This window comes from Streptomyces sp. NBC_01233 (assembly GCF_035989305.1).
Taxonomy (GTDB): domain Bacteria; phylum Actinomycetota; class Actinomycetes; order Streptomycetales; family Streptomycetaceae; genus Streptomyces.
This window is the reverse complement of sequence record NZ_CP108514.1, coordinates 7,673,431-7,699,636: the sequence shown is the minus strand read 5'-3', so window position 1 is coordinate 7,699,636 and position 26,206 is coordinate 7,673,431. Positions and strand designations below refer to the sequence as shown.

Sequence of the window (26,206 nt, the reverse complement as noted above, 5' to 3'; positions counted from 1 at the left end):
AAACCATTGAACTTCCACCATGAGGAAATTACTATCCACTGGTCAGAAGCGCCCTGAACCCCCAGACGGCGCCCGCGACCGTATTCCGGAACTCTCCACACCCGACGGCACTGCGTGCCGTCTCGCGCGAGCATTCCCCCGCGGCCGCCAGGCACCGCCGCTGAAGGAGTGACAGATATGTCCGCACCAGCGCCGTCCCCGCTGGCCATCGTCGACGCCGAGCCCCTGCCCCGGCAGGACGAAGTCCTCACCGAAGCGGCACTCGCCTTCGTGGCCGAGCTGCACCGGCGGTTCGCCCCCCGCCGCGCCGAGCTCCTCGCCCGCCGCGCCGAGCGCCGCGCCGAGATCGCCCGGACCTCCACCCTCGACTTCCTCCCGGACACCGCACAGGTCCGCGAGGGCGACTGGAAGGTGGCGTCGGCCCCGGCCGCGCTGAACGACCGTCGTGTGGAGATCACCGGTCCGACGGACCGCAAGATGACCATCAACGCCCTGAACTCGGGCGCCAAGGTCTGGCTCGCCGACTTCGAGGACGCCTCCGCTCCCACCTGGGAGAACGTCGTCCTCGGCCAGCTCAACCTCATCGACGCCTACGAGCGCCGCATCGACTTCACCGACCCGCGCACGGGCAAGGCGTACGCCCTGAAGCCCGCCGACCAGCTCGCCACCGTCGTGATGCGGCCGCGCGGCTGGCACCTGGAGGAGCGCCACCTGCGGTTCGAGGGCGGCCCGGCCTCCGGCTCGCTCGTGGACTTCGGCCTGTACTTCTTCCACAACGCGAAGCGCCTGATCGACCTCGGCAAGGGCCCGTACTTCTACCTGCCGAAGACGGAATCGCACCTGGAGGCACGCCTCTGGAACGAGATCTTCGTCTTCGCCCAGGACTACGTCGGCATCCCGCAGGGCACCGTCCGCGCCACCGTCCTCATCGAGACGATCACCGCCGCGTACGAGATGGAGGAGATCCTCTTCGAGCTGAAGGACCACGCGGCGGGCCTGAACGCGGGCCGCTGGGACTACCTCTTCTCCATCGTGAAGAACTTCCGCGACGGCGGCGAGAAGTTCGTCCTGCCGGACCGCAACGCGGTGACGATGACCGCCCCGTTCATGCGGGCGTACACCGAACTGCTGGTCCGCACCTGCCACAAGCGCGGCGCGCACGCCATCGGCGGCATGGCGGCCTTCATCCCGTCCCGCAAGGACGCCGAGGTCAACAAGGTCGCCTTCGAGAAGGTCAAGGCCGACAAGGACCGCGAGGCCGGCGACGGCTTCGACGGCTCCTGGGTCGCCCACCCCGACCTGGTGCCGATCGCGATGGCCTCCTTCGACGCGGTGCTCGGCGAGAAGCCGAACCAGAAGGACCGGCTGCGCGAGGACGTCTCGGTGGCCCCGGGCGAACTCATCGCGATCGACTCCCTGGACGCGAAGCCGACGTACGAGGGCCTGCGCAACGCGGTCCAGGTCGGCATCCGCTACATCGAGGCGTGGCTGCGCGGCCTCGGCGCCGTCGGCATCTTCGGCCTGATGGAGGACGCGGCCACCGCCGAGATCTCCCGTTCGCAGATCTGGCAGTGGATCAATGCCGGCGTCGTGTTCGAGAACGGCGAGACGGCCACGGCCGACCTGACCCGCAAGATCGCGGCCGAGGAACTGACCGCCATCCGCGCCGAGGTCGGCGAGGAGGCCTTCGCGGCCGGCAAGTGGCAGCAGGCCCACGACCTCCTCCTCCAGGTCTCCCTGGACGCGGACTACGCGGACTTCCTCACGCTCCCCGCGTACGAGCAGCTGGACGGCTGATCCCCGGATCCGGCTGAAACGCACAGCAGCCGAACCCGCCGGCTCCGCCCCCGTCGCCTTCACGGCACGGGGGCGGAGCCGTTTGCGTTCCGCAACGAACCGCCTGGAGTCCCCGTCCCCGGACCCGGCATCCGCCCTGCGGAAGCAGATCTTCCCTACGCCGGGGCGCCGAACGACCGGTCGGTTGTTACTTGTTCGCAACTTGCCTGTACCTAGCGGTAACAAGCGGGCCCGTGTCACCTTTCCGATGCCACCGGCCGACGGTACCCCCACTTTCCCAGCCACGCAACGGAGTCGTTGCCGACTTCGGCGTGGCCGAAAACGCAGGAGTTCCGCAGTGATCGGATTCCGCAACGTCAGCAAGGACCGGGACCGCAGTCGGGTGCGACGACTGGCCGGGGCCGGATTGGTTCTGCCGCTCGCCGTCGGCGCGCTCGTGACCGGCGGCGCCGGGACCTCCGCGGCAAGTCCCGGGACGGGCCCCACCGCCGTGGTGTCCATGGGCGACAGCTACATCTCCGGCGAGGCCGGGCGCTGGAAGGGCAACACCCTCACCAACACCGGGAGCAGGAACGGGACCGACCGGGGCTGGGTCAGCGGCAGCACCTACGATCCCGGCAAGGTCTACGGGACCACCGCCGGCGGGTGTCACCGCTCCGACTCCGCCGAAGTGCGCAGCGCCGGGGCGATCGCCGACGTCGCCGTGAACCTGGCCTGCTCCGGGGCGACTTCCGACAACGTGTTCCGCGCCTCCAACGGCGGCGTCGCCTTCAAGGGCGAGGCACCGCAGGCGGATCAGCTCGCCGCGGTGGCCGCCAGCCACAACGTCAAGGTCATCGCCCTGTCCATCGGCGGGAACGACCTGGGCTTCGCCGACATCATCAAGGACTGCGCGCTCGACTTCGTCATCTGGAACTCGTACTGCTACGACGACCAGCAGTACGGGGTCGACCAGAAGATCGACGCGGTCATGGGCAACGTCGGCAAGTCCGTGGACGAGGTGCGGGCCGTGATGCGCGCGGCCGGGTACGCCGACTCCTCGTACCGGATCGTGCTGCAGTCCTACCCGTCGCCGATCCCGCGGGGCGCGGAGAACCGGTACACCCAGAGCGACTGGAGCCGGCTCAACACGGGCGGCTGCCCCTTCTGGAACCGCGACTCGGACTGGGCGCGGGACTCGCTCGTGCCGCAGATAGCCGACCGGATCAAGGCAGTCGCGGCGGCCAAGGGCGTGCAGTTCCTGGACCTGCGGGACATGCTCCAGGGCCGCGAGGTGTGCGCCAAGGCGAGCAAGCAGGTGAGCTCCACCGTGCCGGCCTCGGCGAAGACGAGCGAGTGGGCGCGCTGGATCGACAACAACGAGTCGCAGGGCCTGATCCAGGAGTCCATGCACCCGAACTACTTCGGCCAGCTGGCGGCCGGACGCTGCCTCGCGCTGGTCGTCGCCCAGCCCGCGAGCTCCGGCTTCAGCTGCAAGAACACCGCGGGCGGGGACCAGACCGGGATGTTCCTGACCCCGGCCTCCTAGCGGCTCAGAGGGATCCGTCCAGCACGGAGAGGACGTTGCCCGCCGGATCCTTGAACCAGGCGATGGTCGGCTCCTTCCCCTTCGGCCGGACGATTCCCTTGTCGTCCATGTCGAACCCGTCGTAGCGCTCGAACCGGACACCGCGCGCGGTGAGCTCGTCGACGGCCCGGTCGACGTCGTCGACGGGGAAGTTGAGGATCGTGAAGCTCGCGGCCTCGTGGTTGTCCTTCTGGTAGAGCATGACTGTGGTGTCGCCCGCCAGGTGCAGCGACAGCGTGCCCATGTCCGTGTCCTGCGAGACACGCAGGCCGAGGGTTTCGCCGTAGAACTCCTTGGCCTTGGCCAGGTCGTCGACCGAGAATCCGCTGAATGCCCTGGTGTCTGCGAACATGACCCGTTCCTTCGCTGCGAGGCTCCCCCGCTTCCCATCCTCCCCCCGCCCGCATCGGCCGTCGACCGGCCGCCGGAGGCACGGGCCGTCCGCAGTCGGCCACCGTGCGTGGGCCCGCGTAAATCCGGGTGAACGGCGCGGTGCGGGCTGGCATGCTCTCGCGCATGGCAGCCCGTACCGCACGTCCCAGTCTCTACATCTCCGTCGACGTCGAGGCTTTGGCTGGACCGCAACCGGCTGGACCGGGAGGGCGCCGATCGGGAGGTGGCCATGGTCGAGTTTCCGCACCTGGGTGCGGGAGGTGTTCGCGGGGGCGCAGCCGGTGATGTGCGGCTACCGTTCCTAGCAATGTCGGCCGCTATCGGCCGAATCGCTGTACACCGGACTGGCCGGTTTGTCTCCCCGAACGGTCTTGGGAGACCGGGAACAGCGCGAGCTGGTCGCTTCGGTCCCGACAGGTCTTGCTGCCCCGATGGGGTGTGCCTGTGGTCCTCGGCGGGCTCGTGGTCCCGCGTGCCCTCGGGCGGGGGAGGGCCTGGCCGGTAGCTCTCCGCGCCACGATCCTCTGGTCGTGTGCGGTCACACCTGGCCGACGCCGTATCCCGTAGCCGAGGGCGCGCCTGCCGATCGCCACAGCGGCCGCGTGGTGGCCTGTGACGACGGCGGTCTTGGATTGCTGCTGGAGCGGGTCTTGCCAGTGCTGGCCGCCCCAGCGAGAGGTGTAGGCCGGATCCACTGCGACGATGACGAGTCCGCGGTGGTGGGCCATGCCGCGCAGCCGTTCGCGGAACTTCGAGGTGGGGAGTCCGGCGACGGTACGACGGAACGCCTTGCCCCGCTTGCCCCGGCCCATAGTCTCGCGGCCGGTGGCACGGGCATCGGCGAAGCCGAGGTTCTCGATGGCCAGACCGGCGCAGCCGTTCGCCTTGGCCAGGTCGATGAGTTCGCTGATCGCGGCCCGCAGGCGCCCGTCGCGCTGCGATGTAGGTCCGGTCAGGTCGGTTGTCACTGTGATGGGCTGGCCGACCGGGTTGCCGTATGTGTCGACGACGCAGGCGGCGAGGTGGCCTGCGTTGAGATCCACAGCGAGCAGGCGCGAACCGGTGGCGGCCAGCTCGCCGGGTGTGGGCAAGACGGCCTTCGCAGTGGACCAGGATGCGTCCAGGTACCATCGGCCGCGTTCGGGGTCACACACGATGTCGTAGCGCACGGCCCGGTTGGCCGTGACCCGGTCCAGCCATTCTTCGCGCCGGTGGCTGAAGGTGACGGTACAGGCGAGCCGGTAGCGGCCACGCGGCGCGTTCGCCAGGTGCCGCAATGGTTCGGGCAGGACGATCACGACCGTGCCATCCACTGGGTCCACGCTGACCGTGTAGTTCCCGTACGGAGCCCCAGACTCCCCGTCAGCGGTCAGGAACATGCGGGCCGCATCCCACCGCTCCCGCCACCCGGTCACGGTGAGGCTGGCGTCGGCGAGGTTGTGGCGCACCTTCGCCAGCCGACGGCCGCCAACGACGATCGCCGGATGCCCCACCTCGATACGCCACTCCACCTCAGCCAGGCGAGCGGTCAGTGCCTGCAGCCGGTTCTGCTTCTGCGCACGCTCGGCCCGGCTCGGGTATCCGCGAACACCACCCACACACTGGCCGCACGGCACCGCCAGACGCTTACCGATCCTTGCGACGGCCCGGCGCAGAGACGCCCGCTCATCGAAAGGGCATCGCAGGGAGAGCTGGTACTGATCCTCGGACGCACGAGTGATGGCACCCGCCCACCGCGACGAAGACACCTTCGTCAACGCGCGTTTGCGATCCGCCCGCCGACTCTCCTTCCCCGGAACCATCCCGATCCGCACCCGCTCAACCAGGTCAGCGCGGACGTGCCCGCCGAGATGCTCGCCAACGACCCGCAGGACCTCGGCATCGCAGGTGGAAAGGCGCAGGCGATCCCGGATACTCGCACCCGTGGGAGCCGACACGGTGAACGGACCGGCCAGCGTGCGCAGTGCACGCTTAAGCTTCCGATTCCCCACACCGCGTGCCACGAGCCACCCCCTCCCCATCCCCTACAGCAGCACGGACGTTCTCCACTGAGACTGACGTCTCTGCGAAGCCCGCGTGCCCGTACCACCCCCGTTCACCCATACGAGGTACCCGATGGCCAACCCCGGCCAACAACAATCAACAGGTGGCGACTCCGGCACCGGGGGCGAGGCAGCGTCCTGAGCGAGGTGGTGGAGGCGTACGGACACGGCGGTGCGCACGTCACGCCCGCAGTGGGTGACGTGCGCACCGCCGTACGGTCCGGCAGCGCCGGTCAGTGCACCGGTACCGGATCCGGCGCGGCCCCCGAGGCCGCGCCCTTCCTGGCGCCGAGGTGGTTGAAGGCCAGGTTCAGCAGGATGGCCACGACGCAGCCGGTGCTGATGCCGGAGTCGAGGACGACCAGCAGGTCCTTCGGGAAGGCGTGGTAGAACTCCGGCGCGGCGATCGGGATCAGGCCGATGCCCACGGAGGCGGCCACGATCAGGGCGTTCTCGCCCTTCTCCATGGCCGCGCCGGCCAGGGTCTGGATGCCGCTGGCCGCGACCGACCCGAAGAGGACGATGCCGGCGCCGCCGAGGACCGGCAGCGGGACCACGCCGATGACGGAGGCGGCCACCGGGCACAGGCCCAGCAGGATCAGGATGCCGCCGCCCGCGGCGACGACGAACCGGCTGCGGACCTTGGTCATGGCGACCAACCCGATGTTCTGGGCGAAGGCGCTGCACATGAAGCCGTTGAAGAGCGGGCTGAGCGCGCTGCCGAGGGTGTCGGCGCGCAGGCCTCCCTCGATGGTCTTCGCGTCCGCCGGGCGGCCGACGATCTTGCCGAGGGCCAGGATGTCGGCGGTGGACTCGGTCATGCAGACGAGCATGACGATGCACATCGAGATGATCGCGGCGACCTGGAACTGGGGGGCGCCGAAGTGGAACGGGGTCGGGAAGCCCACCACGGAAGCGTTCTTGACGGCGTCGAAGCCGGTCATGCCGAGCGGCAGGGCGATGAGCGTGCCCGCGACCAGGCCGAGCAGGATGGAGATCTGCTGGAGGAAGCCGCGCAGGAACTTGCGCATCAGCAGGACGATGACCAGGGTGACGGCGGCCATGCCGATGTTCTTCATCGAGCCGTAGTCGGCGGCGGTGCTGTTCCCGCCCTGCGACCAGTTGAAGGCCACGGGCAGGAGCGAGACGCCGATGAGGGTGATGACCGTACCCGTCACGACCGGCGGGAAGAAGCGGACGAGTCTGCCGAAGTAGGGGGCGGCGAAGAAGCCGAGGACTCCGGCGACGATGATCGCGCCGAAGATGACGGGGACGGCGTTGTCCCCCTCCCCCTTGCCGATCGCGATCATCGGGGTCACACCGGCGAAGGAAACGCCGTTGACGAAGGGGAGTTTGGCGCCGATCTTCCAGAACCCGAGGGTCTGGAGGAGGGTGGCGAGGCCGGCGGTGAAGAGCGAGGCGCCCATCAGGACGGCGGTCTCGGTGGCGGAGAGCCCCACGGCAGGGCCGACGATCATGGGCGGGGCGACGACACCCGCGTACATGGCGGCCACGTGCTGGAGACCGCTCGTGAACATTTTCAGCGGAGGCAGGGTCTCGTCGACCGGGTGTTTCTCCCCGGAGACCTGCGGTACTGCGACTGCGTCTTTGCGAAACCTGGGCATTGCCGCCACGGCTTCCTCCGGTCGGGTAACACGTCGGCAGGGACGTGGGTGTCTTGGAGGTGGTGCGAAAGGAGTGCGAGTCGAGCCTGTATGGAGTTGTGGGTGGTGCGACTACGTGTCCCAAGGGATGCAGAAACGATTCGCCCAAAAACCGGTTCCGCGCTGTGGTTCCAGCCCCGGGGCTGGAGGTGCCGTGGCCGTGGCGCGATGCGCGCGCGGCAGCACAAGTGGCACGAGTCACCGCCCCCGGGAGGCGCCTTCGGTTTTCCTCGGGCGCTACCCGGGAACGGCTGCCGCGGACCCCGCTCGGGTCCGCGGCCGCCGGCCGGAGGCCGTCCCCCCCGGCCGGACTTCTTGGGGCCCCTCCCAGCGGTAGCCGGGGGGAGATCAGGCCTGCGCGGAGATCCGCGCCAGGCGCTGGGCCTCTTCCCGGGTGGACACCGCGATGGCGTCCTCGTCCGCGAAGAGCAGGCGGTTGTTCTCGACGATCTGCTTGCCGTTGACGAACGACGCGGTCACCGGGGCGGCCGCACCGAAGACCAGCGCGGTGACCGGGTCGGCGATCGAGGAGTGCAGGAAGGTGCTCAGGTTCCACAGCACCAGGTCGGCGCACTTGCCGACCTCCAGCGAGCCGATGTTGTCGGCGCGGCCGAGGACCTGGGCGCCGCCGTAGGTACCGAGGCGCAGGGCCTGGCGCGCGTTCAGGGCGCGCTCGCGGTGGACCGGGTTCAGGCGGTTGATGAGGAGCGCGTTGCGCAGCTCGGTGTGCAGCTCACCGGACTCGTTGGAGGCGGTGCCGTCCACGCCGAGGCCGACCGGGACGCCGGCGGCGAGCATGTCCGGGACGCGGGCGATGCCGGCAGCCAGACGGGCGTTGGAGGACGGGCAGTGCGCGACACCGGTCTTGGTACGGGCGAACGCGGCGATGTCGGAGTCGTTCATGTGGACGCTGTGCGCCATCCACACGTCCTCGCCGAGCCAGCCGGTCGACTCGAAGTAGTCGGTCGGGCCCATGCCGAACAGTTCCTTGCAGAACTGCTCTTCCTCGACGGTCTCGGAGCCGTGCGTGTGCATGCGCACGCCCAGGCGCCGGGCCAGCTCGGCGCCCTGCTTCAGCAGCTCGGTGGAGACCGAGAAGGGGGAGCACGGGGCGACGGCGACCTGGGTCATCGCGTCGAAGGAGGCGTCGTGGTACTTCTTCACGGTCGCCTCGGTGTCGGCGAGCGCACCCTCGAGGGTCTCGACGGCGTGGTCCGGCGGCAGGCCGCCGTCCTTCTCGCTGCGGTCCATCGAGCCGCGGGCGAGGGTGAACCGTACGCCCATCTCGGAAGCGGCGCGGATGATCGAGCCGGAGAGGTCGCCGGAGCCCTTGGGGTAGACGTAGTGGTGGTCCATCGCGGTGGTGACGCCACCCTTGGCCATCGCGGCGAGGGAGCCCTGCGCGGCCGCGTACGTCATCTGCTCGTCGATGCGCGCCCACGTCGGGTACAGCGCGACCAGCCAGTTGAAGAGGTTGTGGTCGGTGGCCAGGCCACGCGTGATCCACTGGTAGAAGTGGTGGTGCGTGTTGACCAGACCGGGGGTCACGAGGTGCCCGGTGCCGTCGATGCGACGTACGACGTTCTCGAGGTTCTCGGGGGCTTTGCCCGCACCGATCGACTCGATCTTGTTGCCGGCGACGACGACGTGACCCGAGGCGTACTCGGTGTCGTTCGCGTCGACGGTCGCGATCGCACAGTTCTCGATGACGATGCGCTCGACCGCGCTGTCAGGGGCTGCCGATGCTGCCATGGGACTTCCTCGTGCTTTCAGTGGCGGTATGGGCACGGCAAGGCCCAGGAGATTTGAGTGCCGGAGCCGGGGGCCTTGACAGCTGACAGTACTGCCGCCCCGAGTGATGCGTCCGGGTGCCGATTCACGAAGCTGAAGGGTGTCGCGCGGTCCCGGGGCCACTGCGGAGCCCCGGGACGCGCGTGCCGCATCAGAGGTTGGTCATGTCCACGGGGATACGGGCGTCGACGCCGTCCCGGAGAACAGTGGCCTCGATCAGACCGTACGGGCGGTCCGCGGCGAAGTAGACCTCGTTGTCGTTCTTGAGGCCGAAGGGCTCAAGGTCCACGAGGAAGTGGTGCTTGTTCGGGAGCGAGAAGCGGACCTCGTCGATCTCCGAACGGTGGTTGATGATGCGCGAACCCATCTGGTACAGGGTCTGCTGCAGCGACAGGGAGTAGGTCTCCGCGAAGGCCTGGAGCATGTGCTTCCGGGTCTCGGCGTAGGACTTCTCCCAGTTGGGCATCCGCTGGTCGTCGTCCGACCAGCTGAAGCGCCAACGGGCCGACACCTGGGTGGCGAGGATGCGGTCGTACGCTTCCTTCAGGGTCGTGTACTTGTCCTTCACGTAGCCCCAGAACTCGGAGTTCGTGGAGTTCATGACGACCAGGTCCTTGAGGCCGGAGATGACCTCCCAGTTCTTGCCGTCGTACGTGATCTGGGTGACCCGGGTCTCGCCGCCGTTGCGGACGAACGAGTGGTTCACCTCGTCGGAGCCGATGAACTTGGAGTTGGCGTCCGAGGTGGCGATCCGGGACCAGGAGTACTCCTCGATCCGGATGCGCGCCTTCTGGATCGGCTCCTGGCTGTTGACGAACCAGCGCGCCAGGTGGATGCCGAACTGCTCGGCGGACTCGATGCCGTACTCCTTGGCGAACGCGTACACCGTGTTCTTGGTGGTGTCCGTCGGCAGGACGTTGGCGTTCGAGCCGGAGTAGTGGACGTCGTCCATGTCGCCGGAGAGGGCGACCGAGACGTTCAGGTCCTTGATGTGGTGCGTGTCGCCGTCCCGCGTGATCTTGACGACGCGGTTCTCTGCTTTGCCGTACTGGTTCTGGCCCAGAATCGTGGCCATGCTAGCTCCCTCGGTAAACGGAGTAGCCGAACGGGTTGAGCAGCAGCGGTACGTGGTAATGCTCGCCGGGAGTGACCGCGAACGTGATCGTCACTTCCGGGAAAAACGCACCGCTGTCCCTTACGCGGGGGGCGTCCTGCTGCGCCTCGGCTTGCTTCTTCTTATTAAGGAAGTACGTCTCGGTCTCGAAGTCGAGACGTACGTGCGTGGTGCCCTCCGGCAGCGCCGGCAGGTCCTTGCAGCGCCCGTCCGCGTCGGTGGCGGAGCCGCCCAGGGCCGCCCACTCGCCGTCCAGACCCGTACGGGCCGACAGGGAGATGGCGACGCCCTCGGCGGGCTTGCCGATGCTGGTGTCCAGGATGTGCGTGGACACCGACGCGGTGGTCTCGGTGCTCATGATCGGGCTCACTCTCCTTCAACGGGTTCGACGAGGCGGGTCAGGCGGATCTTGTTGATCTTGACGAGCTCGCCGCGGGCGATTTCCCGCTCCCGCTCCGGCGAGTTGTCGATCCGGACCTTGACCGCGTCCCGCATGAACGCACCGGTCGCACCGGTGGCGCAGATGAGGAAGACGTGGCCGAACTTCTCCTGGTACGCCAGGTTCAGTTCGAGGAGCTCGTTCTTGAGCTCCTCCGAGGCACCGGCCATGCCGCGCTGCTCGCGGGCGGAGGTCGGGTCTCCCGGCTTCGGCCGGCCGATCGGCGCGTGGCCTCCCATCGCTTCGCCCAGGTCCTCCGCGGTGAGCTCCGCCATGGCGGCTTCGTTCGCGGCGAACAGGGACTCTGCGGTGGCGAAGGGGCGCTGGGCGAGCAGCTTGCTCCCCCATGCCGAACTGGCGCACACCTCGTGCAGCTCGGCCGTGGCCGCGCTGTCGTCCAAGGCGTTGAACCGGGTGAGACCCGGGGTCGGACTCGAAGTCACGGTAGGCCTCCGTGGCCTGTTGTTGCTTTGACGGGCTGCGCATAGCTAACGCTCTCCACAACACGGCGTCAACACTTTGTTGAAACTTCCCGTACACAAAAGCCGCCGCCCGGGTGAATTGGGCGGCGGCTCGTCACTGCGGGTCAGCAGTATTTCACTCTTGGGTGCGCTTGGCGGTGCCTTTGGGGCCGGAGTCCCGGTTCAAGTAGTTGTAGACGGTGAAACGGCTTACGCCCAGGGCGCCCGCGACCGTCTCCACGCCGTGCCGCACGGAGAAGGCGCCCCGCGCCTCCAGTATCCGCACCACGTCCTGCTTGGACTTCCGGTCGAGCTGCGACAGCGGTACGCCGTGCCGGCGCTCCAGGGCCGCCAGGATGTGGTCGAGCGAATCCGAGAGCTGCGGCAGGCGCACGGCCAGCAGGTCCTGACCCTCCCAGCTGAGCACGACATCGTCGGGCTGCGCCAGGGCCGGATCCATCAGCTCGCCGCCCATGGCGTCCACCAGCGGCTTGACCGCGGCGACGAAGGGGTGGTCGCGGGGCTCGGTCATGGGGTGTCCTCCCCGATCACGTTGACCTGGAGCGAGACGCGCGTGGCTCCGGCCTCCAGGGAATCGCGCAGCAGCGCGCCCACCGCCGCCAGTACCCGGTCGGCCTCGCCCTCGGCGGTGTTGCCGAACGGACCGACGTCCACCGCGTCCAGCTGGGCCTTCTGGATGACCTCACGCGCGGCCACGGCATGGGCAGGAGCCTCTTCGAGGTCGAAGGGCTCGGTCGTGAACTCCACTCTCAATCGCACGCGGTCAAGCTACCCCGCGGTCACGATTTTCCGGCAGTCCGTACTTGACATCCGGGACAAGCCCGATGCAGTCTTCCATCAAGCAGAAACTAACTTCCGCAATACGGAAGGAGCGCACACCCCTCATGGGATACACGGACCAGCGCTTCGATGTAAACCTTTCGATCCTCTTCACGGAACTCCCGCTTCTGGAGCGTCCCGCGGCTGCCGCCGCGGCGGGCTTCACGGCGGTCGAGCTGTGGTGGCCCTGGATCGAGACCCCCACCCCCGCACAGACGGAGCTCGACGCCCTCAAGAAGGCTCTTGAGGACGCCGGCACCCAGCTGGTGGGACTGAACTTCTACGCCGGCCGGCTGCCGGGCCCGGACCGCGGTGCGGTCTCGGTTCCCGGTGCGGAGTCGGAGCGCTTCAACGCCAACATCAACGTGGCCGCCGACTTCGCGGCCTCGGTCGGCTGCAAGGCGCTCAACGCCCTGTACGGCAACCGCGTCGAAGGCGTGGAGCCGGCCGTTCAGGACGAGCTCGCGCTGAAGAACCTGGTCGTGGCGGCTCAGGCCGCGGACCGCGTCGGCGCGATCCTCCTGATCGAGACCCTCAACAAGCCCGAGTCGCCGCTCTACCCCCTGGTGAGCGCCCCGGCCGGCATCGAGGTAGTGGACAAGGTGAACGAGGCCACCGGCCTCGGCAACGCCAAGTTCCTGCTCGACCTGTACCACCTGGCGATGAACGATGAGGACCTCTCCGAGGTCATCGAAAAGTACGCCGCCAAGACCGGGCACGTCCAGATCGCGGACAAGCCCGGACGAGGTGCCCCCGGCACCGGCGAGCTGCCCCTCGAGGAGCTGCTCGACCAGCTGAAGAAGGCCGGATACGAGGGCTACGTAGGCCTGGAGTACAAGGCCGCCGACGCTGCCGCGTCCTTCGCATGGCTGCCGGCCGGGGCCCGCGCCGCGAAGTAGGCGGACCAAGTCCAGGCGATCAGCCAGGCACGTCACGAACTTTTCGTACACAGCATTAAGAGAAGGACCCTCATCATGAGCAACCTCCCCAAGATCGCATGGATCGGGCTCGGCATCATGGGCTCCCCCATGGCCGAGAACCTCCTGAAGGCCGGCTACTCGGTCACCGGCTTCACCCTGGAGCAGGACAAGCTGGACCGCCTGGCCGCCGCCGGCGGCTCCGCGGCCGGCTCGATCGCCGAGGCCGTCAAGGGCGCCGACGTCATCATCACGATGGTGCCCGCCTCCCCGCAGGTCGAGGCCATCTCCTACGGTGAGAACGGCATCCTCGAGAACGCGAAGTCCGGCGCGCTGATCATCGACATGTCGTCGATCACCCCGCAGACCTCGGTCGACCTCGCGAAGAACGCCGCCGCCAAGGGCATCCGCGTCATCGACGCCCCGGTGTCCGGCGGCGAGGCCGGCGCCATCGAGGCCGTCCTGTCGATCATGGTGGGTGGCGAGCAGGCCGACTTCGACGCCGCCCTGCCGATCCTCGAGGCCCTCGGCAAGGTCATCGTCCTGTGCGGTCCGCACGGCTCCGGCCAGACGGTGAAGGCCGCCAACCAGCTCATCGTCGCGGTGAACATCCAGGCGTGCGCCGAGGCCGTCGTCTTCCTCGAGAAGTCCGGCGTGAACCTCCAGGCCGCCCTGGACGTCCTGGGCGGCGGTCTGGCCGGCTCCACGGTCCTGACCCGCAAGAAGGACAACTTCCTGAACCGCGACTTCAAGCCCGGTTTCCGGATCGACCTGCACCACAAGGACATGGGCATCGTCACCGACGCCGCCCGCAACGTCGGTGCGGCGCTCCCGGTCGGCGCGGTCGTCGCCCAGCTGGTCGCCTCGCTGCGCGCCCAGGGCGACGGCGGCCTGGACCACTCCGCCCTGCTCCGTGCGGTCGAGCGCCTCTCCGGCGCTCAGATCTGAGCCCGCGGCCCGCATCCCGGGCCGCACCTCCCCCTGACGGGGGCCCGAGTCTCCGGATGGCGCCGGTGCTGACACCTGTCCTGTCGCGCCCAAGTGCCGGCGCCGTCCGGATCACCTCTCCTCAAACTTCGTTCAACAAACTGTTGACGTTTAGTTCTCGCCGAAATTAGGCTGTTCCGCATGACGGAAGACGCTTTCCGTCAGCAGTTACCCGTACGGAAGGTCACCATGTCGAAGCGCACGCTGACGACCGAGTCCGGCGCCCCGGTCGCCGACAATCAGAACTCCGCCACCGCCGGCGTCGGTGGCCCGCTCCTGGTCCAGGACCAGCAGCTCCTCGAGAAGCTTGCCCGCTTCAACCGCGAGCGCATACCGGAGCGCGTGGTGCACGCCCGCGGCTCGGCCGCGTACGGCTACTTCGAGGTGACCGACGACGTCACCGCGTACTCCAGCGCCGCGTTCCTGAACACGGTCGGCAAGAAGACCGAGACCTTCCTGCGGTTCTCCACCGTCGCCGACTCGCTGGGCGGTGCGGACGCGGTCCGCGACCCGCGCGGCTTCGCGCTGAAGTTCTACACCGAAGAGGGCAACTACGACCTCGTCGGCAACAACACCCCGGTGTTCTTCATCAAGGACCCGATCAAGTTCCCCGACTTCATCCACTCCCAGAAGCGCGACCCCTTCACGGGCAAGCAGGAGCCGGACAACGTCTGGGACTTCTGGGCGCACGCCCCCGAGGCGACGCACCAGATCACCTGGCTCATGGGTGACCGCGGCATCCCGGCGTCGTACCGCCACATGAACGGCTACGGCTCCCACACGTACCAGTGGACGAACGAGCAGGGCGAGGCCTTCTTCGTCAAGTACCACTTCAAGACGAACCAGGGCATCCGCTGCCTGTCGGGCGAGCAGGCCGCCGAGCTCGTCGGCAAGGACGCGAACTCGCACCAGACCGACCTGCTCCAGGCGATCGAGCGCGGTGTGAACCCGAGCTGGACCCTCTACGTCCAGATCATGCCCGCCGCCGAGGCCGCGGACTACCGCTTCAACCCGTTCGACCTCACCAAGGTGTGGCCGCACAGCGACTACCCGCTGCAGCGCGTGGGCCGCCTGGTCCTCGACCGCAACCCGGACAACGTCTTCGCCGAGGTCGAGCAGTCCGCCTTCTCCCCGAACAACTTCGTCCCGGGCATCACCGCCTCGCCGGACAAGATGCTCCAGGGCCGTCTCTTCGCGTACGCCGACGCCCAGCGCTACCGCCTCGGCGTGAACCACACCGTGCTGCCGGTCAACGCCCCGAAGGCGACGAAGGCCGACAACTACGGCCGCGACGGTGTCATGGCGCTGCGCAACGGTTCGCGCCACGACAAGAACTACGAGCCCAACTCGTACCAGGGTCCGGCCGAGACCGGTCTGGCGCTGGGCGCCCCCAAGGCCGTCTCCGGCTACACGGGCACCCACGAGGCCCCGGCCCACACCAAGGACGACGACTTCTTCCAGGCCGGTGAGCTCTACCGCCTGATGTCGGAGGCCGAAAAGCAGCGTCTGGTGGCGAACATCGCCGACGGCCTGTCTCAGGTCACCCTCGAGGACGTCATCGAGAAGAACCTGGCTCACTTCCACGCCGCCGACGCCGACTACGGCCGTCGCGTCGAGGAGGCCGTGCGCGCCCTGCGCGACGCCTGAGCCGCACAGCTGTACCGGGGGCCTGACGGGAGGTCAGGCCCCGGGTGCTGAGCCCGACCCGTGGACCCGGATGAGGGGTGGTACGCGGCGAGGGCAGGACGAGGACCGTGGCGGGCGTGCGAGCCAGTGCGGTGGTAATGGGTTCCGAGGCCCGTCTCTTGACCTGAGGGGGACGAAGCCGGAGTTCTCGTCGCCGACCGCCACGGTCCCAGCCAATCCTCTCCGTACAGGGGCTGCGCACAGAGCCCCCTGCACGCGGAGGAACCCGCCTCCCCACACACTCCGCCCGGCGGTGCGAACGTCCTGTCGCGCCAGCCTCGCACCGTCGGGCGGCAACAAACCAGAGCGCCGAGTCACGGACGGTCCCGTGGCCCGGCGCTTTGCCGTTCCCGCCCGCTCTTCGCCACCGCGGATTCACGGACCATCCCAAATGGGGTATTTCGTCACTATTCATGTCTCCCTCGATCCTTGATCGTTTAACGGAAGTCCGCTGCCTACGCGCCTTGCCGAGCGATTCGCCTGCCCGGGGCGGTGGGCTTCGAACGATCTGGGGCCGACTGCCGTCGGCGAGATGGGGCTTGTGATGCGTTGCGATGTGTCGGCGGAGGCGCGGAAGAGAGTGCGCCGCCGTCTGCTGAAGTCTTTGGTGAAGCGGTATGCGGCCGTGTTGCTGCGTGAACCCCTGTGGGACGGGCGTGGGGTGGTGTCGCCCAGTGGCCGTTACGGTCGCGGCAGCGGGTCGGCCATGCCGTTCGTACTGCTGGGGGACTCGTCCGCGATGACCGTGGGCGTGTTGGAGCGCCAGGCCACCATCGGTGCGCAGCTGGCCGGGATGCTGGCCTCGAGGCTGGAGTGCGCGGTGGAGCTGGAGGTGCTGGCCCGGGCGGGGGCGACGACGGCGGGGCTGGGCCGGCAGGTCGGGTCGGTGACCGGCCGGACCACACCGGGCGTGGCGTTCATCCTCATCGGCGGGAACGACGTGATGCTGCCGGCCCCTGTGAGCCGGTCCGCTGTTCGTCTGGGCCGATGCGTTCGCGAGTTGCGCGGCGCCGGGTGGGAAGTGGTCGTGGGGGCGTGCGCGGACATCGGTGCGGCTCCCTCCCTGCGCCGCGCCGCAGCGGTGGTGGCCTCCGTTCGCTCTCGTGGGCTGGCCCGACTCCAGTCGGCTGCCGTGCTGGCTGCCGGCGGACGGGTCGTCGCGCTGGAGACCGACGCCTTCCGGCGCCGTCCGGCACAGCTCTACTGCCCCGACGGCTTTCATCCGTCGGCCGAGGGCTACCGCGTCTACCTCCGGCTGGCCGACTCCGCGGTGGCCGGGGCGGGCGAGGCCTGGTTGCGGCGGTCGGCCGCCGAAAGCCGCGCCGGCGCACCGGCCCCGGGGGCCCGGAGGGGCGAACCGCTCGATGCGGCCGTGCCGGCCGGGGCCGGGCGGACACCGGTATGACCGCGGGTCGGTACACGGTCTGGCCGGCTTGTGCGGTGACGGGGCTGGCGGTGTTCCTGTGCGGGCTGGACCACCTGGTGCTGCTCACCGCGCTCACCGCGATCCGCTCCGACCTCGGCCGGGACGCCGATGCGGCGGCGGCCGGCTGGTTCGTCAACGCCTACCTCGTCCCGGTCGCCGTCCTGCCGCCGCTGGTGACCAGGCTCGCCGCACGGGTCGGGCAGCGGCGGCTGTTCACCACCGCTCTGGTCGTCTTCACCGCCGGTTCCGCGGCGGCGGCGTGCTCGGCCACCACGGGTTGGCTGACGACGGCTCGCCTGGTGCAGGGAACGGGTGCCGCGGCGATCACGCCGCTGAGCCTCACGCTCGTGGCCGCCGCCGTGCCGGCCCACCGGCGGCCTGCGCTGCTGGGCGTCTGGGGAGCCCTTGGCGGACTGGCCGTGGCCGTCGGTCCGCTGGCGGGCGGCGCCGTCGTCCAGTGGGGCGGCTGGCAGTACGTCTTCTGGATCAATGTGCCGCTCGGCTGCCTCCTCGCAGCGGCGGCGCGGATGTTCCTGCGCGAGCCGCCGAGCTCCCCGGCCCCGGCCTCTACGGGGCCGCAGGCCGGGTCCGGCCTCTCCCGCGGTCTCCTCGCGGTGCACGCCTGCGGGTTCCTGATGCACGCCGGTGTATTCGGGACGGTGTTCTGGCTGGCCCAGTTCCCCCAGGCCGTCCAGGGCCACAGCCCGTGGGACGCGGGCCTGCGGATCCTGCCCTGGACGGCCATGCCGCTGGTGGTGGCCCCCTTGGCCGGGCTGATGATGGGCCGTACCGGCGCGCGGCCCGTCCTCGTGGCCGGCTTCCTGCTGACCGCGGCGAGTTCGGGGTGGTTCGCGCTTCTTCTCGCCCCGCAGTCCCCCTATGCGGTGCAGCTGCCGGGTCTGCTGGCCGGCGGGACGGGGATGGCCCTCTTCTTCGCCGCAGCGCCCGAAGCCCTGTTGGCGAACGCCTCGGACCGGTGCGCGTCCGCCGCGTCGGGGGTCAACAGCTGCGTCCGGGAGGTCGGCGCGCTGGTGGGGGTCGGCGCGTCCACGGTCCTCTTCACGCATGCCGGCTCCACGGCGGGTCCGGTCGTGTTCACGCACGGACTGGCAGCGGTCTTGTGGGCCGGGGCGGCCACCGCCGGGCTCGGACTCCTCGCGGCGGCCGCGACCGGCCCGGCTCGCATCCGCGTCCCCGCCGGAAAGCCCGCCGGCCCCGTCGCCTCAGAGGTGGCCGCGACAGCGCGGTCGGCAATGCTCTGACCGGCGCGCCCGGGGTCGGCCGGCGGCGGCGGAGCGCACACCCGCCTCCGCCCCGTCCCCCTCTACGGCCGGCCCCCTGCGGCGGGGCACTCGGCGGGTGCTGCGCCGACCGAGTGCCCCGCCGACGCGGCCTCGCCGACCGGCCGGCGCGTGGCGCATGAGGGGCGGTGCCCGCGGCGGTCCCGTCCTTGCCCACCTCACCGTGGCGAACGTGCAGCGCGCCGGGCTCCGATGCCCCGAACTGCCCCTGACGGCCGCCAGGCCGACCCGGGCCGGACCTCAGTCCGAAGACGAAGCCCGCCGGGGCCGGGCGCTGGGGTCAGGCCGTCACCATCGGGATGTCCGCCAGGACCTTCTCGATCACATCAGCCGCGGCCGCGGCGCCCCCGGCCTCGCCGATCTCCCGCCGCAGCCCTGCCACGGCGCCGGCGATCCGTTCGTCGCCCGCGACCGCCCGCACCGCCTCACGCAGGGTCTGCGCCGTGGCCCGCTCCCGTGGCAGATGGCGGCCCACGCCCAGCGCCTCGACCTGAGCGGCGTTGACCCGCTGCTCCGCCATCTGCGGCACCACGACGACGGGCACGCCCAGCGAGAGCGCCTCCATGAGACTGCCCATCCCGCCGTGGGTGACGAACACCGAGGCGGAGGCCAGGACATCGAGCTGGGGCACGCTCGCGTGCACCTCGAACCCGTCTCCCACGGAGCCGAGCCCGGCCGCCGCGACCTTGGCTCCCACACTCATCACGACGTGCCATCCCAGGCCCTCGAACGCGTCCAGGCAGGACCGGTAGAACTCCGGCCGCGTGTTGAACTGCGAGCCCAACGACACGTACAGGACCGGCTTGCCGTTGTCCGGCCGCTGCCAGTGCCCCTGGAAGGACCGGTCGGAGATGGCAGGGCCCACCCAGTGCGCCTCTCCCGCCCGCACCGTCTGCGGCAGCCGCTGGAAGGAGCGGGGGAAGAACGCGATCGTTCGCGGGGGCGCCAGAGTCAGTGCGTGGACCCCGCCCGGCACACCGAACTGCTCCAGTGCGCCTGCGAGTTCGGGGAAGCCGGGGATCTGCGCGATGTCGTCGAGCCCGAAGAACTCCTGCACCAGACCGTCGTAGGGGATGTGCGTGGGAGCCAGCTGGACGGCCGGCACTCCCCAGCGAGCCGCGAGCAACGGCCCCGCCCAGGCGTATACGTCGGACAGCACCACGTCCGGCACGTCCTGCCCGAACGCCTCCTCCAGCTGTGGCAGCGCAGCGACGTTCACCACGACCGCCCCGGTCACACCTTCCGCCATGTCCTCGGGCGCCTCACCCGTATCGGGTGCGTCATAGAGCACGGGCAGCGCGCCCGCCGCCCGTACGTCGTCCGCGAACTCGGCGGTGACCGCGTAGCTCACCCGGTGACCGCGGCCCACCAGTTCCCGTACGACGGCGAGGGTGGGGATCACGTGGCCGTGCATCGGCACGTTGAACACGGCCACGTGACGCGCACGTCCCCCGCCGCCGGCCAGAACATCCCTCATGACCATCACTCCAGACTCAGCTGTGCGGCACCTGCCGCCCCGAAACGAACCTGCCGCCTCCCCAACGCCGGTCCCGCACCCGCCGACACCGCTTCCCGCCCCCGTTCACCTCCGCGTGAGGGCGAACACTCCAGCGGCCGATGCCGCCGTCATCCGGTGCGGGCAGGAACGATGAGGTGCGTGTCGTCCGCGGAGAAGGCCATGGAGGACCCGAGGGGGCTGACGCTGGTGTAACGGTGGTCTCCGCCGTCCACGACGAACGCCAGCCGATGTCCCGGCGCCACGTCCCACGCCACGGCGGGCAACAGCAGGTCGACCTCGACCGGTGTGCCGGGCGCCACGCCCGTGAACGTGTACGGGGCGTGGCTGATCAGCCGGGCCACACCCAGCGCGTCGACGTCGTACAGGTGGGCCGCGAAGGTGCCCCGGTCGGCGGTGGAGGTCACGCGGGTACGCACCCGGGGTGATCCGCGCAGCGCCCACGGGGAGCTCAGCGGAGCGCTGCTCCAGACGGCCGCGAGCGGCGGAAGCAGCAGCGGGGCCGCGGTGACGGGTGGCAATCCGAGCGAGTCGGCGAGTCCCGCGACGGGGAACAGGCCCGAATCGGCGGGAGAGTCCACGCCCGCGAACAGGCGTGGTGAGCGACCGCCCGCACTCGTCCGCACGGGCACGGCGAGGGGTGAGCGCTCCAGCGCGGACCAGCTCGGATAGGTCTCCAGCCGGTCGGCGTTGCGCGGTCGGACCATGAGCGGCGCAAGACGGTCCGCGCCGTTGCCACGGCCGAGGAGGAAGCGGTCGAGCCAACGTTTCGCATGGTCGCGGACCGGGTTCCGCGGCTGCAGCAAGGGGGCTTCCCGTGAACTGGAGTCGCCGTGTCCGCCCGGGCTCATCCACAACTGCTTCGGACCGCTGAGCTGGTCCAGCAGCCTGCCGGTCTGCCCGGCCGGGACCAGCGGGTCACTCCACTCCCCCGCCATGAACACCGGAGTCCGGCGTGCGTTGAGCGCGTGGACCAGGGCGCGCGGCGAACGTTCGAGCGCCCAGGCGCGCACACCGGCCGTGTCCGTGCCGCTCTTGAGGTTCGTGAATGCCTGACGCGTGCGAGGACTCATCCGGCCGTTGAGCGCTCCGATCGCCGCCTGGAACGTGGCGATCGTCCCGGCGTAGGTGCCATTGCGCACGAACGAGTCGAACAGGTCGGTCCACGGGCACAGGGCAGCGACCGCCGTGATCCGGGCATCGCGCGCGGCCGCGTTCAGGCTCACCGCCGCACCGTAGGAGGAGGAGTACAGCCCCACCCTCCGCTCGTCCGCCGGAGTGTGGGCCAGTGCCCACGTGATGACGTCGGAGACGTCCGCCGCGTCCAGGGGGCCTGCCATGTCGATCGCCCCGCCCGATCGGCGCAGCCCGCGGGGGTCGTAGGAGACGACGACGTAGCCGGCCTCGGCCAGCTGCTTCTTGTCGTCGAGCAGGACGTCCTGCGGCATGGCCCACCAGGCGCCGGGCATCACGATCAGCGGATGCGGGCCGGCTGCCGCGGGAACGTACACGTCGGCGGCGATGCGCGTGCCGTCCCTCACCGTGAGGGTGGCGGTGGAGACCGAGGCGGGTTCGCCGTCCCGCGTGGCGCTGCCCGCCGTGGGGCCGCTGCCCTGGCCCGCGACCGCGGGCTCAGCCGTGCCGTGGGCTGCCAGGACGGAAAGCAGCAGTGCCACCGAGGCGGTACACCGCCGGCTACGCGACCCACGCATGTCACTCACGAGGCGCCCACAGCGCCACCGAAGACCGATTCGAGCATCTTTTTGATCATGAATGATCCAACGAGACCGGCTCCGGTCCGTTACGCCGAGCCGTCGCTGCCCGCACCCCCCGGCAGCAGGGGGCGGGCCGCGGCGGGAGGGGATCGGTGTGCACGCTCCTCGGCGGGGGCTTCTAGCGGGTGAGGGGCTCCGTGAGCCGGCCGTAGAGCTCGGGGCGGCGGGTCTGCAGCAGGCCGAACTCCAGCCAGTCGCGGCGCTGGTCGAGGTCGAGGTCGGCGACGAGGACGGCGGGCCGGTCGCGGGGTGCGCGCAGGATGACCCGGCCGTAGGGGTCGGAGATGAAAGAAGAACCGTAGAAGGTGGAGCGGCCCTCGGTGCCGGTGCGGTTGGGCACGATCATGAAGAGCGCGTTGGCGAGGCCGTTGGCACTGACGGCGTGTTCCCACATCGGCCGGGTGTCGAAGTCCGGCAGGCCGGCCTCGGAGCCGATGGCGGTGGGGTGGACGAGGATCTCGGCGCCGTTCAGCGCGTAGGCGCGGGCCAGTTCGGGGAACCACTCGTCCCAGCAGGTGGGGAAGCCGAAGCGGGCGCCCTGGTGGGAGACGACCGGGAAGCCGCTGTCGCCGGGGCGGAAGCAGAGGTCCTCGCGGTAGCCGGGGAAGGCGGGGATGTGGTTCTTGCGGGTCCGGGCGATCAGCTTGCCGTCGGCGGCCACGCAGACGGCGGTGTTGTATCCGAGGCCGCCGTCGTCGGCGCGTTCGTAGAGCGAGGCGTGCACGGTGATGCCGAGGCCGGTGGCGAGCTCGGCCGCCAGGCGGACGGTCGGGCCGTCCTCCACGTCTTCGAGGTGGCGGGCGGCTCCGTGCGCCATCGGCTCGTCGGTGGTGCAGAAGTACGGGCTGCGGGTGAGCTCGGGGAGGCAGACCACGGTGGCCCCCTCGGCGGCCGCCAGGGCCACGCCCTCGCGGAGCCGGTCGTCGTGCTCGTCCTCGTCGGCGTACCAGCGCATCTGGACGAGGCCGACGCGCAGGGGGACGCGCTCGGCGGGCTCGGTGCGGGCCGGGGAGCCGAGCGGGGAGCCGTAGGAGGTGAGGAGTGCGTAGCTCATGCCGTCAGGTCCTCTCGCTCCGTGGGGAGTTGCTGGGTGATGCAGTGGACACCGCCGCCGCCGTACGCGAGGACCGGGGTCGGTACGCCGACCACCTTGCGGCCGGGGAGTGCGGAGGCGAACTTGTCGTCGGCGGTCCGGGGGTGGTGCTTCTCTCCCCATGCGTTGAAGCGGAAGTCGACGCCGACCCGGTCGCCGCGTTCGTCGTAGGCGAAGATCGGGCCGGAGTCGCGCAGCCAGGAGTCGTCGGCCGGCAGTTCGACGACCTCGATGGGGTGGCCGCCGCCGGTGTCGCTCGCGGTGGCTCCGCCGCATGCGGCGCGGGCCTCGTCGGCCAGGCCGGGCGCGGCGATCACGATCACGGGCTCGAAGTCGGCGATGGCGCGGGCCACGGCCGCGTACTCGCGCTTGGCCGCCTCGAAGGCCGGCCCCCACAGGGCGGCGCGGGTCGGCCAGACCATCAGGCAGGCCTCGTGCGCGGCCCACTCGGCGGGCACGCGCGGATTGCACGGAGTCAGCGGACTCATCGGGGGTGCTCCTTCGGTACGGGACTGAGCTGTTCAACGACGGCGCATTGACTGAATCTTTAGTCAGGATGGAAGGGACTGAAAATCGAGTCAGGGTGTCGGGTTGAAGCTATCGTGGGGCCTGACTGAAAGGTCAGTCAAGGGTTTCCCGACCGGAAGGTGCGAGCAAGAGTGGCCGATCGCCAGGCGTTGATCTTGGAAGCGGCCGTACGCGTCATCGCGCGCAACGGCGTCAGAGGACTGCGCGTCGAGGAACTGGCCGCCGAGGCGGGGGTCTCCACCGCGCTGATCTACTACCATTTCAAGGACCGCGCCGGCCTGGTCCAGCGCACCCTCGCCTTCATCAGCGACCGCGCCACCGGCTACACCGACGAGGCCCTCAAGGACACCGAGGACGCCCGCGCCGTTCTCCTGCAGCTGCTGCTGAGCGAGCTCCAGGACACTCCCCGGGTCCGCGAGAACAGCACCGCCTGGGGCGAGCTGCGGGCCAGCGCCATCTTCGACGCCGACCTGCGCGAGACCCTGGCCGCGTCCACCCGCTCCTGGTCCCAGGACACCGCGGACGCCATCTCGGACGCGCAGGCGGCCGGACTCGCCGATCTGCACGTCACGCCGCTGGACGCCGCCGAGCGGCTCACCGCCCTGGTGGAGGGCCTCAGCGAGCGCTGGCTGAGCGGCTCCCTGTCCCTGGAACGGGCCCGCGAGCTGCTGACCGGCGCGGTGGACGCGGAGCTCGGCCCCGTCCCCCTCTAAGGGCACGCCCCCTCTGAGGGCACGCCCCCCCTGAGGGCACGCCCCCGCGCAAGGGCACGCCCCCCGTACGGGCACGCGCACATCTCCCGGACGCGGAACGACCCCCGCTCCTCCTGACGGAGGGGCGGGGGTCGCCGCGTACTGCCCGGGTTGCCGATCAGACCTTGAAGGCCTTGATCGCGGTCGGGGCGTGGCCCGGCTCGGTCGCGAGCTCCTCGAACTCGGTGACGTCGCTCATGTCGACCGTCTTGCTCATCGCGATGTTGGTGATGCGCTCCAGGATGGCCTCGACGACGACCGGGACCTGGAACTCCTGGGCCAGCTTCTTGGCCTCCTCGAAGGCCTCGCCCAGCTTGTCCGGGTCGGTGACGCGGATGGCCTTGACGCCCAGGCCCTCGGCGACCTTGACGTGGTCGACGCCGTAGACGCCCAGCTCGGGGGTGTTGATGTTCTCGAACTCGAGGTTGACCTCGAAGTTGATGCCCAGGCCGCCCTGCGCCTGACGGATCAGACCGAGGTAGGCGTTGTTCACGAGGACGTGGACGTAGGGGACCTTGTGCTGGGCGGCGACCGCCAGCTCCTCGATCATGAACTGGAAGTCGTAGTCGCCCGAGAGCGCGACGATCGGGGTCTCCGGCTCCGCGGTGGCGGCACCGATGGCGGCCGGGATGGTCCAGCCGAGCGGGCCGGCCTGGCCGCAGTTGATCCAGTTGCGCGGCCGGTAGACGTGCAGGAACTGCGCGGCGGCGATCTGGGAGAGACCGATGGTCGTGACGTAGCGGGTCTCCGGGCCGAAGGCCTTGTTCATCTCCTCGTAGACGCGCTGCGGCTTCAGGGGGATGTTGTCGAAGTGCGTACGGCGCTGCAGGGTCGCCTTGCGGTCCTGCGCGGAGGCGGTCCAGGCGGAGAAGTCCGGCAGCTTGCCCTCGGCCTTGAGCTCCTTGGCGATCTCGATGAAGAGCTCCAGCGCGGCCTTGGCGTCGGAGGCGATGCCGAAGTCCGGGGCGAAGATCTTGCCGAGCTGGGTGGGCTCGATGTCGACGTGGACGAACTTGCGGCCCTTGGTGTACGCGTCGAGGTTGTAACCGGTGTGACGGTTGGCCCAGCGGTTGCCGATGCCGAAGACGAAGTCCGACTCGAGGAACGTGGCGTTGCCGTAGCGGTGCGCGGTCTGCACACCGACCATGCCGGCGGCCAGCTCGTGGTCGTCCGGGATGGTGCCCCAGCCCATCAGGGTGGAGATGACGGGGACGTTCACCAGCTCGGCGAACTCGACCAGCAGGTCGGAGGCATCGGCGTTGATGATGCCGCCACCGGCGACGATCAGCGGGCGCTCCGACTCCAGCAGGAACTGCAGGGCCTTGGCGGCCTGGGCGCGGGTGGCCTGCGGCTTGTAGACCGGCAGCGGCGCGTAGGTGGCCGGGTCGAACTCGATCTCGGTCAGCTGGACGTCGATCGGGAGGTCGATCAGGACCGGGCCCGGACGGCCGGAGCGCATCAGGTGGAAGGCCTCCTGGAACACGCCCGGGACCTGCGCGGCCTCCAGGACGGTCGTGGCCTTCTTGGTGACGGGCTTGGCGATCGAGGCGATGTCGACGGCCTGGAAGTCCTCCTTGTGGAGCTTCGAGACCGGGGCCTGACCGGTGATGCACAGGATCGGGATCGAGTCCGCGATGGCCGAGTACAGGCCGGTGATCATGTCGGTGCCGGCCGGGCCCGACGTACCGATGCAGACACCGATGTTGCCCGCCTTGGCGCGGGTGTAGCCCTCGGCCATGTGCGACGCGCCCTCGACGTGGCGAGCCAGGGTGTGCGCGATGCCGCCCACGTTCTTGAGCTCTCGGTAGAACGGGTTGATCGCAGCACCGGGGACACCGAACGCTTGTTCGACACCCTCGAGCTTGAGGATCTCCACTGCAGCGGCGGCGGCTGTCATACGAGGCATCGAGTTCTCCTGCGGGTCTGGCGGTCAGGCTTTTCCGTAATCCGGAAGTCTTGTTCTGCTATACGGAACAAGCTAAGCGGCGGCTCCTTCGACGTCAAGGCGGTACGGGACCCCGGAAGCCACCAAAAGCCGCATCCCGCTCGGCGACTTGTACAAATCACTGATCCGTCGGCGGGAATCCCCCGGAAATGGAGCGCACCCTCCCCCCGGC

General features: G+C 69.8%; 22 protein-coding genes. 8 read left to right on the top strand and 14 right to left on the bottom strand.

Annotation, left to right across the window (positions count from 1 at the left end):
* Positions 1 to 177: 177 nt before the first annotated feature.
* Together aceB and OG332_RS35975 are read left to right on the top strand one after the other, a co-directional pair.
* Positions 178 to 1,797, top strand: coding sequence for a malate synthase A (gene aceB / locus OG332_RS35980; RefSeq protein WP_327417381.1), 1,620 nt, complete (start codon positions 178 to 180; stop codon positions 1,795 to 1,797).
* Between the two features lie 337 nt (positions 1,798 to 2,134).
* A complete protein-coding gene (locus OG332_RS35975) occupies positions 2,135 to 3,325 on the top strand; it encodes a GDSL-type esterase/lipase family protein (protein ID WP_327417380.1) in 1,191 nt (396 codons plus the stop codon).
* A gap of 4 nt (positions 3,326 to 3,329) precedes the next feature.
* Here the strand turns inward: OG332_RS35975 and OG332_RS35970 are convergent, their stop codons facing one another.
* From OG332_RS35970 to OG332_RS35930, 9 genes are all read right to left on the bottom strand, one after another.
* Entirely contained in the window at positions 3,330 to 3,716 is a 387-nt protein-coding gene (locus tag OG332_RS35970; protein WP_327417379.1) for a VOC family protein, read from the bottom strand.
* Positions 3,717 to 4,074: 358 nt separating this feature from the next.
* A complete protein-coding gene (locus OG332_RS35965) occupies positions 4,075 to 5,760 on the bottom strand; it encodes a hypothetical protein (RefSeq protein ID WP_327417378.1) in 1,686 nt (561 codons plus the stop codon).
* A gap of 272 nt (positions 5,761 to 6,032) precedes the next feature.
* Positions 6,033 to 7,433, bottom strand: coding sequence for a nucleobase:cation symporter-2 family protein (locus OG332_RS35960; protein WP_442816258.1), 1,401 nt, complete (start codon positions 7,431 to 7,433; stop codon positions 6,033 to 6,035).
* Between the two features lie 378 nt (positions 7,434 to 7,811).
* Positions 7,812 to 9,215, bottom strand: coding sequence for an 8-oxoguanine deaminase (locus tag OG332_RS35955; RefSeq protein ID WP_327417376.1), 1,404 nt, complete (start codon positions 9,213 to 9,215; stop codon positions 7,812 to 7,814).
* Between the two features lie 190 nt (positions 9,216 to 9,405).
* Complete coding sequence (pucL, locus tag OG332_RS35950) at positions 9,406 to 10,329, bottom strand: factor-independent urate hydroxylase (protein ID WP_254381168.1); 924 nt, start codon at positions 10,327 to 10,329, stop codon at positions 9,406 to 9,408.
* Position 10,330: 1 nt separating this feature from the next.
* Complete coding sequence (gene uraH / locus OG332_RS35945) at positions 10,331 to 10,726, bottom strand: hydroxyisourate hydrolase (RefSeq protein WP_327417375.1); 396 nt, start codon at positions 10,724 to 10,726, stop codon at positions 10,331 to 10,333.
* 8 nt (positions 10,727 to 10,734) lie between these two features.
* On the bottom strand, positions 10,735 to 11,250 hold the full coding sequence (gene uraD, locus OG332_RS35940) for a 2-oxo-4-hydroxy-4-carboxy-5-ureidoimidazoline decarboxylase (RefSeq protein ID WP_327417374.1): 516 nt from the start codon (positions 11,248 to 11,250) through the stop codon (positions 10,735 to 10,737).
* A 154-nt stretch (positions 11,251 to 11,404) separates the two neighbouring features.
* Positions 11,405 to 11,800, bottom strand: a complete 396-nt coding sequence (locus tag OG332_RS35935) for a helix-turn-helix domain-containing protein (protein WP_327417373.1) — start codon at positions 11,798 to 11,800, stop codon at positions 11,405 to 11,407.
* The gene (locus OG332_RS35930; protein WP_326587156.1) at positions 11,797 to 12,048 is read right to left on the bottom strand and encodes a thiamine-binding protein; all 252 of its coding nucleotides are present in this window, start codon (positions 12,046 to 12,048) and stop codon (positions 11,797 to 11,799) included. Before OG332_RS35930 ends, OG332_RS35935 begins: the two co-directional genes overlap by 4 nt.
* 125 nt (positions 12,049 to 12,173) lie before the next feature.
* Between OG332_RS35930 and OG332_RS35925 the strand changes: the two genes are divergently transcribed.
* The 5 genes from OG332_RS35925 (at position 12,174) to OG332_RS35905 (ending at position 18,386) form a co-directional block, all read left to right on the top strand.
* Positions 12,174 to 13,007, top strand: coding sequence for a TIM barrel protein (locus tag OG332_RS35925; RefSeq protein ID WP_327417372.1), 834 nt, complete (start codon positions 12,174 to 12,176; stop codon positions 13,005 to 13,007).
* A 75-nt stretch (positions 13,008 to 13,082) separates the two neighbouring features.
* Entirely contained in the window at positions 13,083 to 13,973 is an 891-nt protein-coding gene (locus tag OG332_RS35920) for a 2-hydroxy-3-oxopropionate reductase (RefSeq protein WP_327417371.1), read from the top strand.
* Positions 13,974 to 14,201: 228 nt separating this feature from the next.
* On the top strand, positions 14,202 to 15,659 hold the full coding sequence (locus OG332_RS35915) for a catalase (RefSeq protein WP_327419479.1): 1,458 nt from the start codon (positions 14,202 to 14,204) through the stop codon (positions 15,657 to 15,659).
* A gap of 745 nt (positions 15,660 to 16,404) precedes the next feature.
* Complete coding sequence (locus tag OG332_RS35910; protein WP_327417370.1) at positions 16,405 to 17,103, top strand: GDSL-type esterase/lipase family protein; 699 nt, start codon at positions 16,405 to 16,407, stop codon at positions 17,101 to 17,103.
* Entirely contained in the window at positions 17,100 to 18,386 is a 1,287-nt protein-coding gene (locus OG332_RS35905; RefSeq protein WP_327417369.1) for an MFS transporter, read from the top strand. Before OG332_RS35910 ends, OG332_RS35905 begins: the two co-directional genes overlap by 4 nt.
* Before the next feature lie 319 nt (positions 18,387 to 18,705).
* On the opposite strand, the gene OG332_RS35900 is transcribed toward OG332_RS35905, so the two are convergent.
* The 4 genes from OG332_RS35900 to OG332_RS35885 all read right to left on the bottom strand — a co-directional run bounded on the left by OG332_RS35900 (position 18,706) and on the right by OG332_RS35885 (position 23,297).
* Positions 18,706 to 19,902, bottom strand: a complete 1,197-nt coding sequence (locus OG332_RS35900) for a macrolide family glycosyltransferase (protein WP_327417368.1) — start codon at positions 19,900 to 19,902, stop codon at positions 18,706 to 18,708.
* A 149-nt stretch (positions 19,903 to 20,051) separates the two neighbouring features.
* Entirely contained in the window at positions 20,052 to 21,617 is a 1,566-nt protein-coding gene (locus OG332_RS35895; RefSeq protein WP_327417367.1) for a CocE/NonD family hydrolase, read from the bottom strand.
* Positions 21,618 to 21,834: 217 nt separating this feature from the next.
* On the bottom strand, positions 21,835 to 22,770 hold the full coding sequence (locus OG332_RS35890) for a nitrilase-related carbon-nitrogen hydrolase (protein ID WP_327417366.1): 936 nt from the start codon (positions 22,768 to 22,770) through the stop codon (positions 21,835 to 21,837).
* Complete coding sequence (locus OG332_RS35885) at positions 22,767 to 23,297, bottom strand: agmatine deiminase family protein (protein WP_327417365.1); 531 nt, start codon at positions 23,295 to 23,297, stop codon at positions 22,767 to 22,769. Before OG332_RS35885 ends, OG332_RS35890 begins: the two co-directional genes overlap by 4 nt.
* Before the next feature lie 171 nt (positions 23,298 to 23,468).
* Between OG332_RS35885 and OG332_RS35880 the strand changes: the two genes are divergently transcribed.
* Positions 23,469 to 24,050 (top strand): TetR/AcrR family transcriptional regulator, encoded by a 582-nt coding sequence (locus OG332_RS35880; protein ID WP_327417364.1) that lies wholly within the window; start codon positions 23,469 to 23,471, stop codon positions 24,048 to 24,050.
* 157 nt (positions 24,051 to 24,207) lie between these two features.
* Here the strand turns inward: OG332_RS35880 and gcl are convergent, their stop codons facing one another.
* Positions 24,208 to 25,995, bottom strand: coding sequence for a glyoxylate carboligase (gcl, locus tag OG332_RS35875; protein ID WP_327417363.1), 1,788 nt, complete (start codon positions 25,993 to 25,995; stop codon positions 24,208 to 24,210).
* Positions 25,996 to 26,206: the final 211 nt, after the last annotated feature.